The sequence below is a fragment of the Phytomonospora sp. NPDC050363 genome, assembly GCF_040655735.1.
In the GTDB taxonomy this organism is placed as follows: domain Bacteria; phylum Actinomycetota; class Actinomycetes; order Mycobacteriales; family Micromonosporaceae; genus Phytomonospora.
The window spans coordinates 1-18,033 of record NZ_JBFAKK010000016.1 but is presented as its reverse complement, the minus strand read 5'-3'; the positions used below and the strand labels follow the sequence as shown (position 1 = coordinate 18,033).

Genomic DNA, 18,033 nt, shown 5'->3' with positions numbered 1-18,033 from the left:
GGTCCCTTGACTTGTCCGGCAAGGGTTTTCCCCAATAGCCCCCGGGGCCCCAACATCAATAGCGTCAAGGTGTCCCCGTGATCACTGACCGGCGCGGCATCCACCGCGCCGGACGCCCCGAAGGGAAGCCATGAAGCCCAACACCTTAGGCAGGAGCGCGGCCAGAGCCGGCGTTCTCGCCCTGTCCACCGCGGCCCTGCTGCTCGGTTCCTACGGGATGGCGGCCGCCGCCGACGCCACCGGCGAGATCCGCAACGCGGGCGGGCCGGACGCGATCGCCGACCGCTACATGGTCGTGCTCAAGGACAACGCCGTCGAGGGCCGCGCCGCGAGCGTCGAGTCCAAAGCGGACGGTCTGGCGTCGCGGTACGGCGGGAACGTGCGGTACACCTACCACGCGACGATCAAGGGCTTCTCGGTCGAGATGGCCGAGGGCGAGGCGAAGCGGCTGGCGGCCGACCCGGCGGTCTCCTACGTGGAGCCGGTGCGCACGGCGCGCATCGCCGGAGAGCAGAACAACCCGCCGAGCTGGGGGCAGGACCGCGTCGACCAGGCGAACCTGCCGCTGAACCAGAAGTACGCCTACCCCGACAACGGCGGTCAGGGCGTGACCGTCTACGTCCTGGACACCGGGATCCGCTTCAACCACAGTGACTTCGGCGGCCGCGCGGTGAGCGGTCCGGACTATGTGGACAACGACAACGACGCCTCCGACTGCCAGGGGCACGGCACCCACGTCGCCGGCACCGTCGGCAGCACCACCTACGGCCTGGCCAAGAAGGCCAAGCTCGTCTCGGTGCGCGTCCTCGACTGCCAGGGCTCGGGCGCCTGGGACGGCATCGTCTCGGGCATCGACTGGGTGACCGCCAACGCCGCCAAGCCGGCCGTGGTCAACATGAGCCTGGGCGGCTCGGGCACCAACAGCACGCTGGAGAACGCCGTCAAGCGCTCGATCGCCGCCGGTGTCCAGTACTCGCTGGCCGCGGGCAACGACAACACCAACGCCTGCAACTTCACCCCCGCGCGGGTTCCCGAGGCGATCACCGTCGGCGCGACCGCCAACAACGACTCCCGCAGCACCTTCAGCAACTACGGAACCTGCCTCGACATCTTCGCGCCCGGCACGAACATCGTGTCGACCTCGAACAGCGGCGGCTCCCAGACCATGAGCGGCACCTCGATGGCGGCACCGCACGTCGCCGGCGCGGCCGCGCTCTACCTCGGCGCGAACCCCTCGGCCACCCCGGCCCAGGTCCGCAACGCCCTCGTGGACAACGGAACCAAGAACAAGGTGACCTCGCCCGGCTCGGGCTCGCCGAACGTGCTCCTCTACACCGGCTTCATCGGCGGCGGCGATCCCCCCGGGGACAACGACTTCAGCATCGCGCTGAGCCCGTCTTCGGGAAACGTCCAGCCCGGTTCGTCGACGACCACGACCGTCTCGACGCAGACCACCAACGGCAGCGCGCAGAACGTGGCACTGTCGGCCAGCGGCCTCCCGTCGGGCGTCACGGCGTCGTTCAGCCCCACGTCCGTCACCAGTGGAGGGTCGTCGACCCTCACGCTGAGCGTCTCGGCCTCGGCCGCGCAGGGCTCGTACTCGGTCACCGTCAACGGAACCGGTGAGGTCACCCGCACCGCGACCTACTCGCTGACCGTCGGCACGACCGGCGGCAACACGCCGCCCGTCGCCTCCTTCACCGGCCAGTGCTACTTCCACGGCACCTACTACGGCTACCAGTGCTACCTCGACGCCTCGGCGTCGAGCGACGCAGGCGGCTCGATCGTCTCGTACGCCTGGACCTTCGGGGACGGGACGAGCGGGACCGGTGTCATGCCGAGCCACCGCTACCTGCGGGCCGGCAGCTACCTCATCACCCTGACCGTGACCGACAACCAGGGCGCCAAGCACTCGGTCAGCAAGACCGCGACCCTGAACTGACCAAAGCCCCGGAGGGCGCCTGGTGGAGGCGTCCTGGACGTCCTCCGGTACCAACGGCGGCGAGGGATCGCCGCGACGGGATCCGCGTGATCTGGGCGGCCGAGGGGCATCGGCCGTCGAGAGGATGGCGACCCGCGGATCCGGAAGGACCGGATGTCCCGCGACCGGAGAGGGGTCGCGGGGCATCCGTTCGTTCGTGCGGGGCGGGCGGCGAGGGAAGCGCGTGCCGGGTTCAGCTGCCCATGACCACGATGAGGTCCTGGTGCACGCCGTCGATCGCCGCGCGAAGGTCGACCGCCTCGGGATGCGCGGTGCCGGCGAGGTAGGAGAAGTAGGTCTCGACGACCTCGACGATCGTCATCCGCAGGTAGAGGGATCCCGAGTCGCTCTCGGGGAAGTCGGCGCGCAGGGAGGCCGTCGCGGCCGGATGCCCGTCGATGGTGAAGGAGCGCGAGGTCTCCTCGGAGTAGACCGCGTTGGCCTTGGAGTCCGACAGCTGCGCCCAGCCGCGAGCCAGGAAGAGCGCGGCCTGCGCCAGGTCGTCGGAGCCGCCCGGAAGGTCGCGCATGACGCCGGCGAGGACCGAGGCCTTGCGCTGCTCGTCGGGGTCGTCGGCGTCGGTGCTCGCGATCGCGCTGGTCGGGCCGGAGCCGCCGGTCTCCTCGGTGACGCGGTGCCAGCCGTCGGGGATGGTGTAGAAGAACTGGGCGTGATCGTCCCGGACGAACGCGACGCCGCCGGGGGTCTGGTCGTGGTCCATGCGGGGAATCCTTGCACGTTCCCGAGTCGCGGGGTGTTCGGTCAGCGCCAAGTGGCGGTGTCGGGGTCGATCCCGTGAGCGCGAGCGTTCTCGTCGATGGCCTGCCGGAACCAGGTGGTCAGCCCGGCTCGGATGCCGTTGTAGTGGGCGGCGAAGCCGGGGTCGGACTCGAACATCCTGCCCAGGCAGACCTGCATCTGGCGGGTGAGCGGGAAGAAGTTGGAGAACACCTCGCGGTGGCGTTCGACGAGCGCGTTGGCCTGCGCGCCGCCCGGGGCGAGACCGCGTTCGACGGCGTCGCCCAGATCGACCTGCACGGCCGACATCGCCGCCGACAGCGCCCGCCACTGCTCCTTCGAGCGGTTGGCGGACCGCTCGGCGAACTGCGCCCACTGAGGGGAATTCCCCCACACCGCACGCGCCTGCCGGGATCGGGGCGCGTCCCAGTCGTCGCCGAAGATCTCCGTCTGCGACTCGTCGTCGAGCAGGATCCCCCGCTCGTGGGCCTCGGTCATCCTTTCGAGGCGCTCGTCGAGGCGCTGAAGGTCCTGGATGCGCTCGGCGAGCTGCGCGCGCTGCTCCCGCAGGGTCGCGCCGATCTCGGTCGTGGCGTCGTCGAGGACCTCGCGGACCGCGTCGAGGCCCAGACCGGCCTCCCGGTAGGCGACGATGCGGTCGAGGCGCTGAAGGTCGGCGTCGGTGTACTGGCGGTAGCCGACGGGGGTGCGCGCCGACGGGGAGGCCAGGGAGATCTCGTCCCAGTGGTGGAGCGTGCGGACGGTGACGCCGACCATCTCGGCGGCCTCGCCGACGGTGACGCCGTCGCGGATGTCGTGCGCGCGTTCGGCCATGAAGACCATTGTCACTCCCCCTTCTCGGGTTCCGGGGCGAAGACGCCGGCCTCGGCGAGGTCGCGCGCCTCCTGGCTGTCGGGGTCGAACTCCAGCGGTGCGGTCATCACGACCCGCGCGCCCTCCGGGGTGATCACCTCGACGTCGCGAGTGCGCCACGGCGTGTCCCGAGGGCCGGTCACCCGGCCGGGGGCGAGTTCCGAGGAGGCTTCGACGATGGAGTCGAGCTCGCTGAGGACGCACAGGAAGCTCACGCTCATCGCGGGGGCGGGGGCCGCTTGTGGTTCGGGCGCCTCGGTGCCGGACGGGGCAGGGACGAGCAGGACGTCCTGGTAGGTCCAGCGGCGCAGGTGGACCACCTGGCCGGGGATGCTGAAGAGCTCGACGAAGCCGAAGGCGCGCAGCCAGAAGTCCGTCGAGGCCGCCAGGTCGGTCGTGGGGACCGAGACGAAGACGGGCATCGCGTAGATGCCGCGGAACACCTCCGGCGCGACGGCCTTCGGTCCCCGCTCGGACGTGGGGCCCATCTCGAACGCGTTGAAGAAATCGCTCATGCCGTCAACCGTGCGGCCTCACGTTGCGTGAGGGTCAAGGCGATCGCGGGGGGTGTGGATCACATTTCGGCGGGGAGGGATGGGGGCCGTGGGAAGGGTGGGGCTGGAGGGCTGGAGGGCTGGAGCGCGCCGGGGCTACTGGGCGGTGGGCTCGGCCGGCCCGGCCAGCCCGGCCAGGAAGCCGGCCCAGGCGGCAGGGTCGCAGACGAGGACGGGGCCGGATCGGTCCTTGCTGTCGCGGACGGCGATGCCGTGCGGCAGGCCGGCGACCTCGACGCACTGGCCGGCGTTGCTGTCACTGCGGCTGCTCTTGCGCCAGGCGAGCTGCTTCACTCGTCGTCCTTAAGGATCGTCTTGATGAGCCGTCGCGACTCCCGCGCGCTGAGGGCCAGGCGGTACAGGTCATCGTACGCGCGTTGGAAGCGCTGAACCTTGGCCTCGGCTTCGATGAAAGTCCGGCCGAGCAAGGCTTCGAAGTAGGCGACGTTCGGATAGGGATCGGGCAGTTCGAAACAGCTGAACGGCCCCTCCAAGCCGGGATGCCAGCTCAGAGTAGGCGGCAGAACTCGGATCTCGATGTGCTCCAGCGCTTCCAGCACCAACAGGTGCTCAAGTTGGGCACGGTGGATCTCAATGCCTCCGATGGCTCGCCGCAGGGCCAGCTCTTCGAGAATGACACAGAGTTCGGCAGGCTGGTCACCGGTGAGAATCTGCTGGCGTGTCATGCGGACTTCGACCATGCGATCCACCGTGGACTTCGGCGTTTCGGTTCCGAGTCCCGCCAGAGTGAGTGCTCTCGTGTAGTCGGCCGTCTGTAGAAGGCCGTGGATGAGCAGCGGTGAGAACGCGCGAATCCTGCGAGCACGCGCTTCGAGCCACGTGTAGTCGATGAAGCCCATGTCGAGCCCATCGGTGTCGCCGTCCCACCAGTCCTTGCGCCAGGCGTCCTCGTTGAGCCTCAGAAGGATGTCCCGTTCACGGCGGTCGGAGATGCCGTAGAAGCCGATCAGATCCCGGACGTAAGACGGCCGGATGGGGTGGGTACCGCGCTCAAAGCGACCGATGCTGGCGCCTTCCAGTCTGAGGAAATCACCGACCTGCTGGAGTGTGTATCCAGCTCGCACACGGGCTGCCCGGAGACGTTCGCCGAGCCACTGGGATCGCAGAGACAGGGTCTGGTTCTTCGACATCGGACCTCGTATGCGTGTTGACGCTTGTGTTCATTGACATCCTATGTCACGATGCGAGTACGACAGCAATCACTAACCGTGATCTTTCGAGGTCGCGGACGCTGCCGTGATCCAGATAATCGACCGGGGCGGGTAAAGGTTGGTCGCCACAGCCCCGCCCCGGTCCAGAACAGATCGGAGGAACCCGCGATGCGGGTTACCGACCCACACCCTGTGTACCACGCCGTCCTCCCCTTCCCCGGGAGGCGGCCGTGATCGCGCATCTCAACCACCACATCCAAACCCAGATCACCGCCGAAATGGCCTACGCCTACCGCCAATTCCGCTCCCACCTCCACGACCCCTGGTCGGGCTACTGCTATCCCTGCGACACCCCCGGCCCCTGCCCCATGTACACCCACTGGCTCGAACGACTCCACGCCCTCGAAACCGCACAACAACGACTCATCACCGATGCCACCGCCGACACCGAGGAACCCACCACCGACCCCGACGGGCAGGCGACCCCGTGACCACGCAGACCTTGCGCCCCTTCCCGTCCCCGCACACAGATAGCCGGCGCACCAAACCCAACGCCGCGACCGCCTCCCCCGTCGAGTTCCACCTGTCCCTCGCGCTCCGCAGACATCGCCGCGAACAGTCCGTCGTCGACCTCCACCGTCCCGGCCGCCGACGGCTGCGCATCGCCCGCTTCGCCGGGTTCCCCGTTCCCGCCCTCGTTCTTCGCTGCGACTGCTGCGGCGCGGTGTGGCCCTGCCGAGAACTACTCGGCGTGCTGCGCGCGAAGGTCGGGTGGACAGCGCAGATCGACAAGCTCGACCAGGTGCTCGACAGGCTCCGCCGCGACCGCTCCGCATTAGGCGCGCCACCCCGCGAGGTGGTAGAGGTAGGCGATGATCTCAGCGCCTTCCCCCGCCCCGAAGGACATCGCCGCCGCCCTGGCCGCCCTCGGCGCCGACGCGAGCGACCAGACCCCGTCGAGGCCGCCGAGCGTCTGATGGACCTCGCCGAGCACGCCTGGGCGGCCGCCGCGCGAGGCGCCGCCGAGGACGAGACCGCGCCGGACGAGATCGAAGCGGAAGCGCGCGACCTCGCCCGCGCGCACCTGCGCGCGCGACGGACCCTCGACCTCGTCACCGAACTGCGTGCCCGTGAGGCCGCCGACGAAGCCGACGACGACCCGGAGATGGCCGAGGAGGTCAACGCGGTGTGGGACACCGCCGCGTCGGTGGCCTCCGCGCTGGAGAGCCTCCTCTACTTCACCAGCGGCCTCTACACTCCCGACCGATCGCTCGACGACCGCCTGCGCTCCCTGCGGACGACCACCGGCCTCCTCCTGGATGCCGGCCGCCAAGCCGAGAGCTTCCGGGCGAGGTTCAGCCCCGCCGGCGACAGCTAGCCGGCCTTCGCACCCACGCCTTCACTCACCGCGCCCGGCGAGGAAAGCGCCTGAGGAGCCCGTCGCCGATTCGGTCGCGGCTGGACACCGACCTTGTCACGGCTGCGCGCAAGCGAAAGGCGGGAACGAGTCACCCCAACCCGTTCCCGCCAGGTCTCACATCGCTGCGTCGGCCGGAGCCGACACGCGGCACAGCCTGTGGCGTCGGCGAACGAAGACGGCAAGCCCCGGCGGCGACGAAGCCTCCCGCCGGGCACTCCTCCACCGCAGCCCAGGCCAGAGGGGGTCCGGATGGAGACGGAGTCTCCCCCGGCCTGCGAGCCAAGCGAGCAAAAAGGCCTAACCGAACCGCCCCGTGATGTAGTCCTCCGTGCGCTTCTGGCCCGGGTTGGTGAAGATCTTCTGCGTGTCGTCGTACTCCACCAGGCGTCCCGGGTCGCCGGTCTTCTCCAGGGAGAAGAACGCGGTCTTGTCGGACACGCGCGCCGCCTGCTGCATGTTGTGGGTGACGATCACGATCGTGTAGCTGTCCTTCAGCTCCCCGATCAGGTCCTCGATCGCCAGCGTCGAGATCGGGTCCAGCGCCGAGCAGGGCTCGTCCATCAGCACGACCTGCGGCTCGACGGCGATGGCCCGCGCGATGCACAGCCGCTGCTGCTGTCCACCCGACAGCCCGGCGCCGGGCTTGTCGAGCCGGTCCTTGACCTCTTCCCACAGGTTGGCCCCGCGCAGCGCCTTCTCGGCGGCGACCTGGAGTTCGCCCTTCTTGCGCACACCGACCAGCTTCAGCCCCGCCACGACGTTGTCGAAGATCGACATGGTCGGGAAGGGGTTGGGGCGCTGGAAGACCATCCCGATCATCCGGCGGACGGCGGTGACGTCGACGTCCTTCTCGTAGATGTTCTGTCCGTCGACGCTGATGGTCCCCTCGACGCGGGCGCCGGGGATGACCTCGTGCATCCGGTTGATGGACCGCAGGAAGGTCGACTTGCCGCAACCCGACGGGCCGATCAGAGCGGTCACCGACTTGCGTTCGATGACCATGTCGACGCCCTCGATCGCTTTGAAGGAGCCGTAGTAAGCGGTGACTTTGTCCGCTTCGATGCGCTTGGCCATAACCTGTCTTTCGTTCCTCGTAGCTTCAGCGGGTCAGCTTGCTGCGTCGGGCGATGAGCTTGGCGACGATGGTCAGCAGCAGCACGATGGCCACCAGCGTGAGCGCCGCCGTCCAGGCCCGCGCCGGCGCGTACTGCGACGCCGTGCTCGCCTGGTCGTAGATGTACAGGGACAGCGAGGTCTGCTGACCCGCGAAGGGGTTGCCGTTGATGGCGAAGGCGCCGCCGGCGACGAGCATCACCGGCGCGGTCTCGCCGGCCGCGCGGGCGACGGCGAGCATGACGCCGGTGACGATGCCGGGCAGGGCCGTCGGGATGACGACCTTCAGCACGGTGCGCCACTTCGGGACACCGAGGGCGTAGGAGCCCTCGCGCAGGGAGTTGGGGACCAGCCGCAGCATCTCCTCGGCGGAGCGCACGATCGTCGGCAGCATCAGCACCGACAGGGCTAGCGCGGCGGCGAAGCCGGAGTAGGCCGGGCGCCCGTCGTTGAAGATCGGGCTGACGACCATGACCCAGAAGGCGAGCACGAACAGTCCGGCCACAATGGACGGGATGCCGGTCATGACGTCGACGAAGAACTGGATCCACTTGGCGAGCCGGCCGCGGCCGTACTCGACGATGTAGATCGCGCCGGCCAGGCCGAGCGGGACGGTGATGATGACGGCGATCCCGACCTGTTCGAGGGTGCCGAGGATCGCGTGGTAGGCGCCGCCGCCGGCGTTGAAGGCGGTGATGCCGTTCATCGACCGGTAGAAGAAGTCGACGTCGAGGCGGTCGGCGCCGCGGCTGATGACCGTCCAGGCGACCGACAGCAGCGGCAGGATCGCCAGCACGAAGGCCGAGCCGATCAGTGCCGAGGCCGCGCGGTTGCGCGCCGAGCGGCCGCCTTCGACGACGGTCGCGGCGGTGATGAGGGTGACGAAGTAGAGCAGGGCCGCGACGAGGGCGCCGACGACGGGCCCTCCGTCGGCGGCGAAGGTGATCCCGCCGAGGCCGACGAGGATCGCGCCCGCGGCGATCAGCCAGGGGGCGTACTTCGGCAGCCGCTTCGCCTTGAGCTGGACCACCGTTGCGGTGGCCGCGCTGAGGGTGGTCATACCGCCGTCTCCTGCTCGTTCTCGGGGTTCGCGGTGCCGGTTTCGGCCGACCGCAGGGGTTTGGCGACGAGCACGGGCCAGCCGCCGGCGGCCTGGTGCTCGGCGTGCTTGCGCGCCTTGCGGGAACGGAAGTCCACGTGGGTAACGGATGCGGACATGGCGCCACCTCCCGGTTGCGGCCGCGCACCGACCCTGGCGCGGCGGTCTGCGCCGGCCCTGGTCCGGGCCGGACGGATCACGTGGTGGTGTGCGGTGGTCATGTCGCCGCCGCCGCGAGGAACCGCTTGCGGCGCCTGACGATGGCGCGGGCGGACATGTTGACGATCAAGGTGATCGCGAAGAGCACCAGGCCGCTGGCGATGAGCGCGCTGCGGCCCTGGTCGTTGGCCTCGCCGAAGGCGTTGGCGATGTTGGCGGCGATGGTGTTGCCGCCGGGCTCGACGACCGACCAGGAGATCACGAAGCTCGATCCGAGCGTCATGGCCAGCGCGATGGTCTCGCCGAGGGCGCGTCCGAGGCCGAGCATCACCGAGGCGACGATGCCGGGGCGGCCGTAGGGAAGGACCGCGGTGCGGATGACCTCCCACTTGGTGGCGCCCAGCGCCATCGCGGCCTCCTCGTGCTCGCGCGGGGTCTGCATGAAGACCTCGCGGGACAGGGAGGTGACGATCGGCAAAACCATGATGGCCAGCACCAGCGAGCCCAGCAGGACGGAGTGCCCGAAGCGCCCGTCGCTGGCGAACAGCGGGAACCAGCCGAGGTACTTGTTGAGCCACACCGAGAAGTCGTGCACCGGCACGGCGAAGAACTCCCGGCCCCACAGGCCGAACACGACGCTCGGCACGGCGGCGAGCAGGTCGATGGCGAAGCCGAGGACCGTCGCGACCCGCCGGGGGGCGTAGTGCGAGAGGTAGAGGGCGATGCCCAGGGCGATCGGGACGGCGACGACGAGCGCGATCGCGGCCGACAGGATCGTGCCGAAGGCCAGCGAGGCGATGCCGAAGTGGGCGTCGCCGAAGGCGTTCGGGGCCCACTTGGTGAAGGTGAAGAAGTTCTCCTTGTTGGCGCTGAGCGCCGGGACCGCCTCGACGATCAGGAACAGCGCGATCGCGGCGATGATCGCCAGGACCGCCGACCCGCCCACCGTGGTGATCGACTTGAAGTACGTGTCGCCGCCGTAGCGGCGCCGCCTCGGCAGGGGCTCGCCGACGGGCTCGTCCCGCGGCTCCTCGGGCCGCCGCGACGGTGCCGGGCGCCGGGGCACCTCGACGGTCGGGAGGGCGGAGGTGTTGAGAACGTGCTCGCCGGTGACGCCGCGGTGCCCAGCGGCGGGGGTCTCCCCCTGCCGCTGGGCGGGCGTTACCGACGGGCCGGTCGCTGCGGAGCGAATCGTGTCACCGTCAGTCATTGGTCTCACAAATCCCGTCGGGGTGCGGGTCGGTTAGGCGATCGACTTGGCGAGGGTCTCGACCTTGGCGCGCAGCTCCTCGGGGAGCGGGGCGTAGCCGATCTTGGTGAGCTCGGACTGGCCCTCGGTGCTGGCCGTGTAGGTCAGGAAGGACTTGAGCAGGCCGGCCTTGTCGCCGTTGCCGGCGGTGCAGACGATCTCGTAGGTCGCCAGGACGATCGGGTAGGCGCCGGCCTCCTTGGTCTGGAAGTCGAGCTCCAGCTGGATGTCGGTGTCCGTGCCGACCGGCTTGGCGCCGGTGAGGGCCTTCGAGGCCGACTCGGGGGTCAGCTCGACGAACTCGCCGCTGCCGTTGGCGACCTTGGCCTTGTTCAGGCCGAGGCTGTCGGCGTAGGACAGCTCGACGTAGGTGATCGAGCCGGCGGTGTCCTTGACCGCGCCGGCGACTCCATCGGAGCCCTTCTGGCCGACGCCGCCGTCGAGGGGCCACTGCTTGGCGTGCTCGTTGGTCCACACGTCGGGCGAGGTCTTGTTGAGGAAGTTGGTGAAGTTGTCGGTGGTGCCCGACTCGTCGGAGCGGTGCACGGCCTGGATCGGGGTGCTGGGGAGCTTCGCGTCGGGGTTGTCGGCCTTGATGGCCGCGTCGTCCCACTTGGTGATCTTGTTGGCGAAGATCCCGGCGATCGTGGCCGGCGTCAGCTGGAGGTCGTCGACGCCTTCGACGTTGTAGACGATGGCGACGGGGCCGATCACCATGGGCAGGTGAGCGGGGGCGCCGCCCACGCAGCGCTCCGTGGCGCCCGGGAGCTGGTCCTCCTTGAGGACCGAGTCGGAACCGGCGAAGTCGGCGGTGCCGGCGATGAACGCCTCGACACCGGCGCCCGAGCCCGAGGGGTTGTAGTTGATCGTCGACCCGGCGCACTTGGCCTGGTAGGCGGCGATCCACGCCTCGATGGCGTTCTTCTGAGCGCTGGAGCCCTGGACGTTGAGCGTTCCCTGCGCGCAGTCGCCGGTCGGCGCCTGCGCCCCGTTGGCGCCGTCGCCGTCGGCGTTGTCCGAACCGCACGCCGCCATCGCGAGCGTTGCGGACACGACGAGGCCGGCGATCGCGCCGTGCCGAAGCAGCTTCACGTGAGTCGTTCCCTTCCAAGAACTCATCAGGCCGGTCGTCCCTCGGTGGGCGGTGCCGGGGTTGACTTCATCAACCGATCCAGAAGCTAAGCGCGGTAGGTAGCGGGCAACCCGGCACTCGGTGAACGGACGGTGAACAAGCCGAGGTGCTGCTGATTCGTTATGAAGGAAGCGAAACTTGTGGATGTAAAGTGCTGGTTTGTCCGGTCGAGCCTCAGCTCAGTCCGGACATCCTCAGCGTGACGTTGACCCTGCCGTTGAGGTCCAGGTGCGCCGGCGAAGAGCCGGGAAGCGTGCGCGGGACCCCGTGGAAGGCCAGCCGGGAGCGCCCGCCGAAGACGAACAGGTCGCCCGACTCCAGCAGCACCTCCGACCAGGGCCGGTTGCGGTTCTCGGTCCCGCCCAGCCGGAAGACGCAGGTGTCGCCGATGCTCAGCGACACCACCGGCGCGAGGCTGAGCTCCTCCTTGTCCTGGTGCATGCCCAGGCGTGCGTGCCGGTCGTAGTAGTTGACGACGGCGATGTCGGGGTCGTAGGCCGCGGCCAGGTCCGGGTCGGCGTAGGCGTCGGCGACCGCCCGGCGGCCGAGATCGGCGAGCCAGGGCGGGACGGCCTTGACGGGCGTGCCGTCGTGGGAGACGCGGGTGTAGCGGTAGGGCGACCAGTACCAGCCGAGGCAGACGGTGCGGATGGACATCTTCCGGCCGCCGGACAGCTCGGTCCGCCGCATGCCCGCCGGAGGCTTCGACCACTCCCGCGCCGCTTCGAGCAGCTCGCGCTGGCGCCCCGGTGCGAGCCAGTCCGGTACATGGACGGCGCCCGGCGCGACCTCGGCGCGGGAGCGCGGAAGCGGGAGGGTCACGCGACCACTATCGCACGGGTGTTCGGGTCGGCGGACGCGATGTCGGCGGGATCAAAAGCGAACGCGTCCACCCTCGAAAAGGTGGACGCGTTCGTCGGTCAGGTGAGGGCCGGACTACATCGGCTGCCCGGCGGTCGGCGTCGCGCCGGTGGCCTGGACGCCGCCGTTGCAGGTCGCGCCGTCCTCGACGGAGGCCTTCACGCGCAGCACCTCGATGAACTCGTTGATGCGGGCGTCGTCGGCGTTGTCGACCTTGAGCTGGAAGCCCCAGGCCTGCAGCGTGATCGGCGAGTCGAGGTTGGGGTAGGGACTCATCAGCGTGTAGTCCTTGCCCTCGACGCGGGTGGCGAGCTTGGCCACCTGGTCGGTGGCGAGGTCGGGGCGGTAGGTGATCCAGACGGCGCCGTGTTCGAGGCTGTGCACGGCGTGCTCGTCGGGGATCTGCTCGGTGTAGACGATCCCGTTGCAGGTCTCCCAGGCGGCGTTGTGGTTGCCGCCGACCGGCGGGGTCTGCCCGTAGGTCTGGTCGCCTTCGACGTGGTCGCGGCCCAGCTCGGTACCGGTGCGGAAGTTCGTCACGCCGCTGATCGCCTCGGCCTGATCGGTCATGCTCCGGCTCTTCTGCCAGGCGGTGAAGCCGGCATAGCCCAGCAGCGCGAGGACGATGACACCGACGACCGCGTAAAGCGCGACCATGCCCCAGTTCGGCCCGGCCTTGGGCACGACGATGGGGGTGCGCTTCCTGGTGCCGGCGCCACCTCGGTTTCCCGGTCGGTTGCCTGCTCCGCCGGAGCGGGTTCCCGCCTGGGATCCACGGCCCTTGTTGCCCATGCTCCTACGCCTCCTATGTACGAAGGCGAATAGTACTAAGGTGCGCGACCGGTGGCTAGGTCGGTGTGAATGATTCTCGCGCCACGCCGTGACCGGGGGTGACCGGCGCGACCTCAGACGCCCGTCCAGGTCTGGCGCATCGTCGCGAGCGCACCGTTCTCGTCGAGCTCGCCGATGGCCTCGTTGAGGTCGTCGCGCAGATCCGTCTCGATGTAGATGGAGGTGGCGAAGGCCACCGGGAAGAACGGCTCGTCGACGCCCTCCACCAGCCGGTACCTGCCCGGCTGCGCCTGCGCGAGGTAGCGCAGGGAGGCGTCGTCGGCCAGGACGGCCGGCACGTCGCCGGCGTCGAGGGCCGCCAGGGCGGCGACCATGTCGGCCTGCGGGGCCTGCGTCACGCCCCAGTCGGCCGCGTAGGCCGAGACCACGCCCGTCCACGGCCGGTCCCCGGGGGTCGCCAGGACCTCGCCCGACAGGTCGGCCGGCTCCTTCACCTTGCTGTCGACGCGGACCAGCATCGAGGCGTGCGTGCGCAGGTAGGGGCGCGTGTAGTCGAGGACGTCACGGGTGGCCGCGTCGACGATCCGGCCGCCGGCGATGACCTCGCACTTGGCCTCGTCGAAGGGCTTGTCCGTGCCGATCCACTCCTCGGCGATGGTGATGTAGTTGGGCTCCAGGTCGATCATCTCGGTGACCTTCGCCAGCACGTCCACGTCGAGGCCGGTGAGCTGCTGGTCGGCGCCGGTCTGGGCGTACATGGGGGTCGGCATGACCACGCACACCGACAGCTTGCCCTCGCGGGACAGGCCGTACTCGGTGTCGGAGGCACCGCCGGTGCACGCCGCGGAGGCCGCGATCGCGAGCACCGTCGCCAGCGTCCCCGCCAGCCGTGCCGTCCTCTTCAGTTGAGCCGCCATCGCCGTGCCCTCCCACCCTTCCGGGCGTCGTTCCGTGTCCACCTGAGCCGCAGCAGCAACACGCTGCCGGTGACCACTATGCCGGTAAGCGCGACGGTCGCCACGGGCGCCCATCCCGCGGGGCCGGGCAGCGCGCGGAACGCGTCGTCGTCGCTGTCGCACGACGACAGCGGCCGACCGGGGCCTGGAGCGACGCACGCGGTGGCGACGCGGTGCTCGCCGCCCTCGCCGACCTCGGCGGTCACCGTGAGGACGCGCCGCTCGCCGGGAGCGAGCCCGACGCGCCAGAAGACCTCGCCGGGCGTGACGGAGGACGGGGACTCGGCCGAGCGCAGCAGCACCCCGCGCGGCAGGACGTGCGAGACGACGACATCGTCATAGCGGGCGGGACTGTCGTTGCCGACGACGAGCGTGTAGGTCACGCGCTCGCCCTCGGCCAGGCGGGTGACACCGTTGTCGACCGCGACGACGAGTCGCGGAGAGATCGTCGCGCCGAGTTCGGCGGCCCTGATCACCGAGGGATCCGGCCCCGGTTCGGGACGCGGCTCGACGGAGAGCGGGGCCGCGGCGAGGACGCCTAGGCTCAGGAATGCGGACATGAACGTGACGTGATGCATGATCCCCCCGGACCATGGGTGGACCTCGGGAGTCCACTGCGGTTTCTGGGTCGCGGCACCAATGGGTTAACGACCGGGGGACCCCGCCGGTTATGTCGGTTCGTTGACGACGTGGTCGCGCGCGGTCGCCTGGGCCGCCGACCCGGGCCGGATGGCCAGCAGCGGGAAGATCAGCACCGACAGCATCGCCGCCCCGACCAGGGCCGACTCGGTCGCCACCGAGATACGGCCGGTGCTCACGCCGATCCCGGCGACGACCACGACCAGCGGCAACTGCGTCGAGGACAGCAGCGCCAGCTTCCTGCGCTCGCCGACGGTGAAGTCCTTGCGCAGGATCCAGTAGGTGATCACCCCGCGCACCAGCAGGAACATCACCAGGATCGCCGGGAGCGCCAGCAGCGCCGAGGGGCTGTCGAGCAGCGCCTTGAGGTCGTAGCCGACGCCGGTCGTCACGAAGAAGAACGGCACCAGGAACCCGAAACCGACCGCGTCGAGCTTGGAGGCGACGATCTCGGCCTCCTCCTTCTCGATGGTGGAGATGAGCAGCCGGATGACCACGCCGGCCACGAAACCGCCGAGGACGATGTCGAGACCCAGCTCGTAGGAGATCCAGATCATCATGACGACCATGAGCATCGCCAGGCGCACCGCGAACTGCACGCTCGTGCCCAGCGTCGCGCTCAGCAGCCGCCCGACCCGCTCCGAACGCGGCCGCATCGCCGCCCAGGCGGCCACGATCGCCAGGACCACGAACCCGGCGCGAACCCACGGCGAGTGCGACTCCCCGGTCCTGCCGAACAGGATCGTGATGGCGATCATCGGCGCGAACTCGCCGACGGCGCCGATGGCCATGATGTGCGCGCCGACGCGGGTCGGGAGGATCCCGGCGTCGCGGATCATGGGCAGGATCGTGCCGAGCGCGGTGGTGCACACCGCCACGCCGATGATGAGGCCGACGTCGAGGCTGCGCGTCACGGCGGTCGACACGCCGAGCGCCAGAATGATTCCGATGAGCCAGCCGATGCCGCCGAGCATGAGCGGCCGGCCCTTGATGCGGCCGAACTCGATCTCGTAGCCGGCCAGGAAGAACAGCATCGCCAGGCCGAGGTCGTGGAAGCGGTCGGTGAAGACGTTCTGCTGGACGAGCGCGAACACCGAGGGCCCCAGCAGGATGCCCAGCATGATCTCCAGGACCGTCGAGGGCACCGGCAGCCACCTGCCGAGCCGGTCCGACAGCAGCGGCGCCAGCACGGCGGCGGCGAAGATCAGCGTGAGCCCGAAGAACGCGTCAGAACTCAAAACCGCCCCCATCGGGCCAGGTTAGGGAGTCGAAGGCGCCGGAAAACGACTAATGCGGTTATCTCGATACCCGCATGTCGCAGGCGTGCGCGTCAATCCCTGAATTTCGACACTTCGGAACGCAACTGTCCATAAGCGGTGACAGTGGACAATGACTCCGGGACCACGACGGCAGGGAAGGTGACGCATGGGATCTGGACACGACCACGGCGCGAAGAGCCTCGGTGAGGCGCATCGGGGGCGGCTGCTCTGGGCCTTCGCGATCACCGCGGGCTTCATGCTCCTCGAACTGGCCGGCGGGATAATCAGCGGCTCGCTCGCGCTGATCTCCGACGCCGCGCACATGTTCACCGATGCCCTGGGCATCGGCATGGCGCTCGCGGCGATCTTCGCGATCCGGCGCGCCGACGGGCGGGCGCACCGCACGTTCGGCCTCTATCGGCTCGAAGTACTGGCGGCCCTGGCCAACGCGGCCCTGCTGTTCGGTGTGGCGGTGTGGGTGCTGGTGGAGTCGGTGCGGCGCTTCAGTGAACCGCCGGAGATCCGCACGGGCCTGATGCTGGGCATCGCGGTGGCCGGCCTGGTCGCCAACGTCATCTGCTTCCTGATGCTCCAGCAGGGCGCCAAGGAGAGCATCAACGTCCGGGGCGCCTACCTGGAGGTGCTCGGGGACATGCTCGGCTCGCTCGGCGTCATCGGCGCGGCGCTGATCATCCAGTTCACGGGCTGGTGGTACGCCGACCCGATCATGGCGCTGGCGGTCGGTGTGCTCATCCTGCCGCGGACGTGGCGGCTCGGCCGCGACGCGCTGCGCATCCTGCTCCAGCAGGCTCCGAGTGGCCTCGACATGGGCGCGGTGACGCGGACGCTGAACGAGGTTCCCGGGGTCGAGGACGTGCACGATCTGCACGTCTGGACGCTCACCTCGGGCATGGACGTCGCCTCGGTGCATCTGTCGATCAACGCGGGCGCCGACCTCGGCGACGTGCTCGGCGAGGCGCGCGACGCGCTGCACGAGCACTACGGCATCGACCACGCCACGCTCCAGGTGGAGCCGGTGGGGAACAGTAAGGCGTGCGAGACGCTGTCCTGGTGACGGGCGGTCGGGGGCGGGGGCGGGGGCGGTCGGGCGGTCGGGGGCGGTCGGGCGGTTCGGGTGTGAGGGACGCCGGGGACTGGCGGGAAGCCGGTGGGGTCCCGGCGGGAACGCCGGGGGGCGGTGGGGACCCGGCGGCAACACCGAGGGGCGGTGGAGACCCGGCGGCAACGCCGGGGACCCGCCGCAGCCCGGCCACACATGGGGCACTCGCGGACTTGCCCCTCGCTCTCGCCTGGGCACCCACATGAGGGCGCCGGTTCGGGCGCCGGCCCCGGCCGGGGCCGGCGGCTTCACGCCGGGTACCCGCCAGTTCAGGCGCCACCCCGGGCGGGGCCGGCAGCTTCGCGCCGGGTACCCGTCAGTTCAGGCGTAACCGAAGCCCGGGGACCCGGCACCGGAGGAGGTGCCGCAGCCCGATCCCATGCCTGTCAGGAGGTTTCGTTAGCCTCCGACCAAGCAAGCACAGAAGTCAGGCGTCACCCCAGCCCGGGGACCCTGCCGCAGCGTGCTGACCCGCCGTCACTGCCTCCGGGTGTCCAGGCGTCACCCGACCCGGTCCACCACTGGCAGGCGTCACCCCAGCCCGGGGACCCCACCGCAGCATCCCCCCGGCCGCAGTCACTCCCACCCTGAGCTCTCGCCCCGCCCACTGGCGCGCACACCGGCCAGGACCGCCAACTCAGGCGGCACCCCACACCGGGCTGGCAGCTTCGCGCCGGGCACCCGCCAGGTCGAACACCGCCTCAACCCGGGGACCCCGCCGCAACCGGCTCACTCACCGCAGCCACCCCCGCCCTCAGCCCTCGCCCCACACCAACCCCCAACCCCCAAGGTCAAGCCCCCAGCCCTCAAGGTCAAGCCCCCAGCCCTCAAGGTCAAGCCCCCGGCCGGGGGCTTCGCCCCCCGCACCCCCACCGGAGCTCCGCCCCGGACCCCGCCAAGGGCTCCGCCCCTGGAC

The 18,033-nt window shown here is 69.9% G+C and carries 19 protein-coding genes; 4 read left to right on the top strand and 15 right to left on the bottom strand.

Translation table 11 applies throughout. The features are described from left to right. The first annotated feature begins 130 nt into the window (after positions 1-130). The gene (locus tag AB0I28_RS33255) at positions 131-1,942 is read left to right on the top strand and encodes a S8 family serine peptidase (protein WP_357499685.1); all 1,812 of its coding nucleotides are present in this window, start codon (positions 131-133) and stop codon (positions 1,940-1,942) included. 232 nt (positions 1,943-2,174) lie between these two features. Here the strand turns inward: AB0I28_RS33255 and AB0I28_RS33250 are convergent, their stop codons facing one another. The 5 genes from AB0I28_RS33250 to AB0I28_RS33230 all read right to left on the bottom strand — a co-directional run bounded on the left by AB0I28_RS33250 (position 2,175) and on the right by AB0I28_RS33230 (position 5,297). Further along, positions 2,175-2,702: a hypothetical protein gene (locus AB0I28_RS33250; RefSeq protein WP_357499684.1), complete on the bottom strand. Its 528-nt coding sequence runs from the start codon at positions 2,700-2,702 to the stop codon at positions 2,175-2,177. 41 nt (positions 2,703-2,743) lie between these two features. Continuing rightward, positions 2,744-3,553 carry a MerR family transcriptional regulator gene (locus AB0I28_RS33245; RefSeq protein ID WP_357499683.1) on the bottom strand — a complete coding sequence of 270 codons (810 nt, stop codon included), beginning with the start codon at positions 3,551-3,553 and terminating at the stop codon, positions 2,744-2,746. 11 nt (positions 3,554-3,564) lie between these two features. Then, positions 3,565-4,107, bottom strand: coding sequence for a hypothetical protein (locus tag AB0I28_RS33240; protein WP_357499682.1), 543 nt, complete (start codon positions 4,105-4,107; stop codon positions 3,565-3,567). 135 nt (positions 4,108-4,242) lie between these two features. Beyond that, a complete protein-coding gene (locus AB0I28_RS33235) occupies positions 4,243-4,440 on the bottom strand; it encodes a DUF397 domain-containing protein (protein ID WP_357499681.1) in 198 nt (65 codons plus the stop codon). After that, on the bottom strand, positions 4,437-5,297 hold the full coding sequence (locus AB0I28_RS33230) for a helix-turn-helix transcriptional regulator (RefSeq protein ID WP_357499680.1): 861 nt from the start codon (positions 5,295-5,297) through the stop codon (positions 4,437-4,439). The genes AB0I28_RS33235 and AB0I28_RS33230 overlap by 4 nt, the downstream gene beginning before the upstream one ends. Before the next feature lie 251 nt (positions 5,298-5,548). On the opposite strand from AB0I28_RS33230, the gene AB0I28_RS33225 reads away from it, so the two are divergent. Both AB0I28_RS33225 and AB0I28_RS33220 read left to right on the top strand, forming a co-directional pair. Continuing rightward, complete coding sequence (locus AB0I28_RS33225; RefSeq protein ID WP_357499679.1) at positions 5,549-5,809, top strand: hypothetical protein; 261 nt, start codon at positions 5,549-5,551, stop codon at positions 5,807-5,809. Beyond that, positions 5,806-6,696, top strand: a complete 891-nt coding sequence (locus tag AB0I28_RS33220) for a hypothetical protein (protein WP_357499678.1) — start codon at positions 5,806-5,808, stop codon at positions 6,694-6,696. The genes AB0I28_RS33225 and AB0I28_RS33220 overlap by 4 nt, the downstream gene beginning before the upstream one ends. Positions 6,697-7,035: 339 nt before the next feature. On the opposite strand, the gene pstB is transcribed toward AB0I28_RS33220, so the two are convergent. From pstB to AB0I28_RS33170, 10 genes are all read right to left on the bottom strand, one after another. Continuing rightward, a complete protein-coding gene (pstB, locus tag AB0I28_RS33215; protein ID WP_357499677.1) occupies positions 7,036-7,812 on the bottom strand; it encodes a phosphate ABC transporter ATP-binding protein PstB in 777 nt (258 codons plus the stop codon). 25 nt (positions 7,813-7,837) lie between these two features. After that, complete coding sequence (pstA, locus tag AB0I28_RS33210) at positions 7,838-8,911, bottom strand: phosphate ABC transporter permease PstA (RefSeq protein ID WP_357499676.1); 1,074 nt, start codon at positions 8,909-8,911, stop codon at positions 7,838-7,840. Beyond that, positions 8,908-9,069 carry a hypothetical protein gene (locus tag AB0I28_RS33205; RefSeq protein ID WP_357499675.1) on the bottom strand — a complete coding sequence of 54 codons (162 nt, stop codon included), beginning with the start codon at positions 9,067-9,069 and terminating at the stop codon, positions 8,908-8,910. Before AB0I28_RS33205 ends, pstA begins: the two co-directional genes overlap by 4 nt. A 98-nt stretch (positions 9,070-9,167) precedes the next feature. Further along, positions 9,168-10,319 carry a phosphate ABC transporter permease subunit PstC gene (gene pstC, locus AB0I28_RS33200; protein WP_357499674.1) on the bottom strand — a complete coding sequence of 384 codons (1,152 nt, stop codon included), beginning with the start codon at positions 10,317-10,319 and terminating at the stop codon, positions 9,168-9,170. A 33-nt stretch (positions 10,320-10,352) separates the two neighbouring features. Next, a complete protein-coding gene (gene pstS / locus AB0I28_RS33195) occupies positions 10,353-11,450 on the bottom strand; it encodes a phosphate ABC transporter substrate-binding protein PstS (RefSeq protein WP_357499673.1) in 1,098 nt (365 codons plus the stop codon). A gap of 214 nt (positions 11,451-11,664) precedes the next feature. Next, on the bottom strand, positions 11,665-12,312 hold the full coding sequence (locus AB0I28_RS33190) for an alpha-ketoglutarate-dependent dioxygenase AlkB (RefSeq protein WP_357499672.1): 648 nt from the start codon (positions 12,310-12,312) through the stop codon (positions 11,665-11,667). Positions 12,313-12,426: 114 nt separating this feature from the next. Next, on the bottom strand, positions 12,427-13,143 hold the full coding sequence (locus AB0I28_RS33185; RefSeq protein ID WP_357499671.1) for a DUF3105 domain-containing protein: 717 nt from the start codon (positions 13,141-13,143) through the stop codon (positions 12,427-12,429). Between the two features lie 113 nt (positions 13,144-13,256). Continuing rightward, the gene (locus AB0I28_RS33180; RefSeq protein WP_357499670.1) at positions 13,257-14,060 is read right to left on the bottom strand and encodes a transporter substrate-binding domain-containing protein; all 804 of its coding nucleotides are present in this window, start codon (positions 14,058-14,060) and stop codon (positions 13,257-13,259) included. Further along, complete coding sequence (locus AB0I28_RS33175) at positions 14,045-14,659, bottom strand: hypothetical protein (RefSeq protein WP_357499669.1); 615 nt, start codon at positions 14,657-14,659, stop codon at positions 14,045-14,047. Before AB0I28_RS33175 ends, AB0I28_RS33180 begins: the two co-directional genes overlap by 16 nt. A 108-nt stretch (positions 14,660-14,767) precedes the next feature. Continuing rightward, positions 14,768-15,988, bottom strand: coding sequence for a cation:proton antiporter (locus tag AB0I28_RS33170; RefSeq protein ID WP_357499668.1), 1,221 nt, complete (start codon positions 15,986-15,988; stop codon positions 14,768-14,770). 175 nt (positions 15,989-16,163) lie between these two features. On the opposite strand from AB0I28_RS33170, the gene AB0I28_RS33165 reads away from it, so the two are divergent. After that, positions 16,164-17,072, top strand: a complete 909-nt coding sequence (locus AB0I28_RS33165) for a cation diffusion facilitator family transporter (protein ID WP_357499667.1) — start codon at positions 16,164-16,166, stop codon at positions 17,070-17,072. The last annotated feature ends 961 nt before the right edge of the window (positions 17,073-18,033 follow it).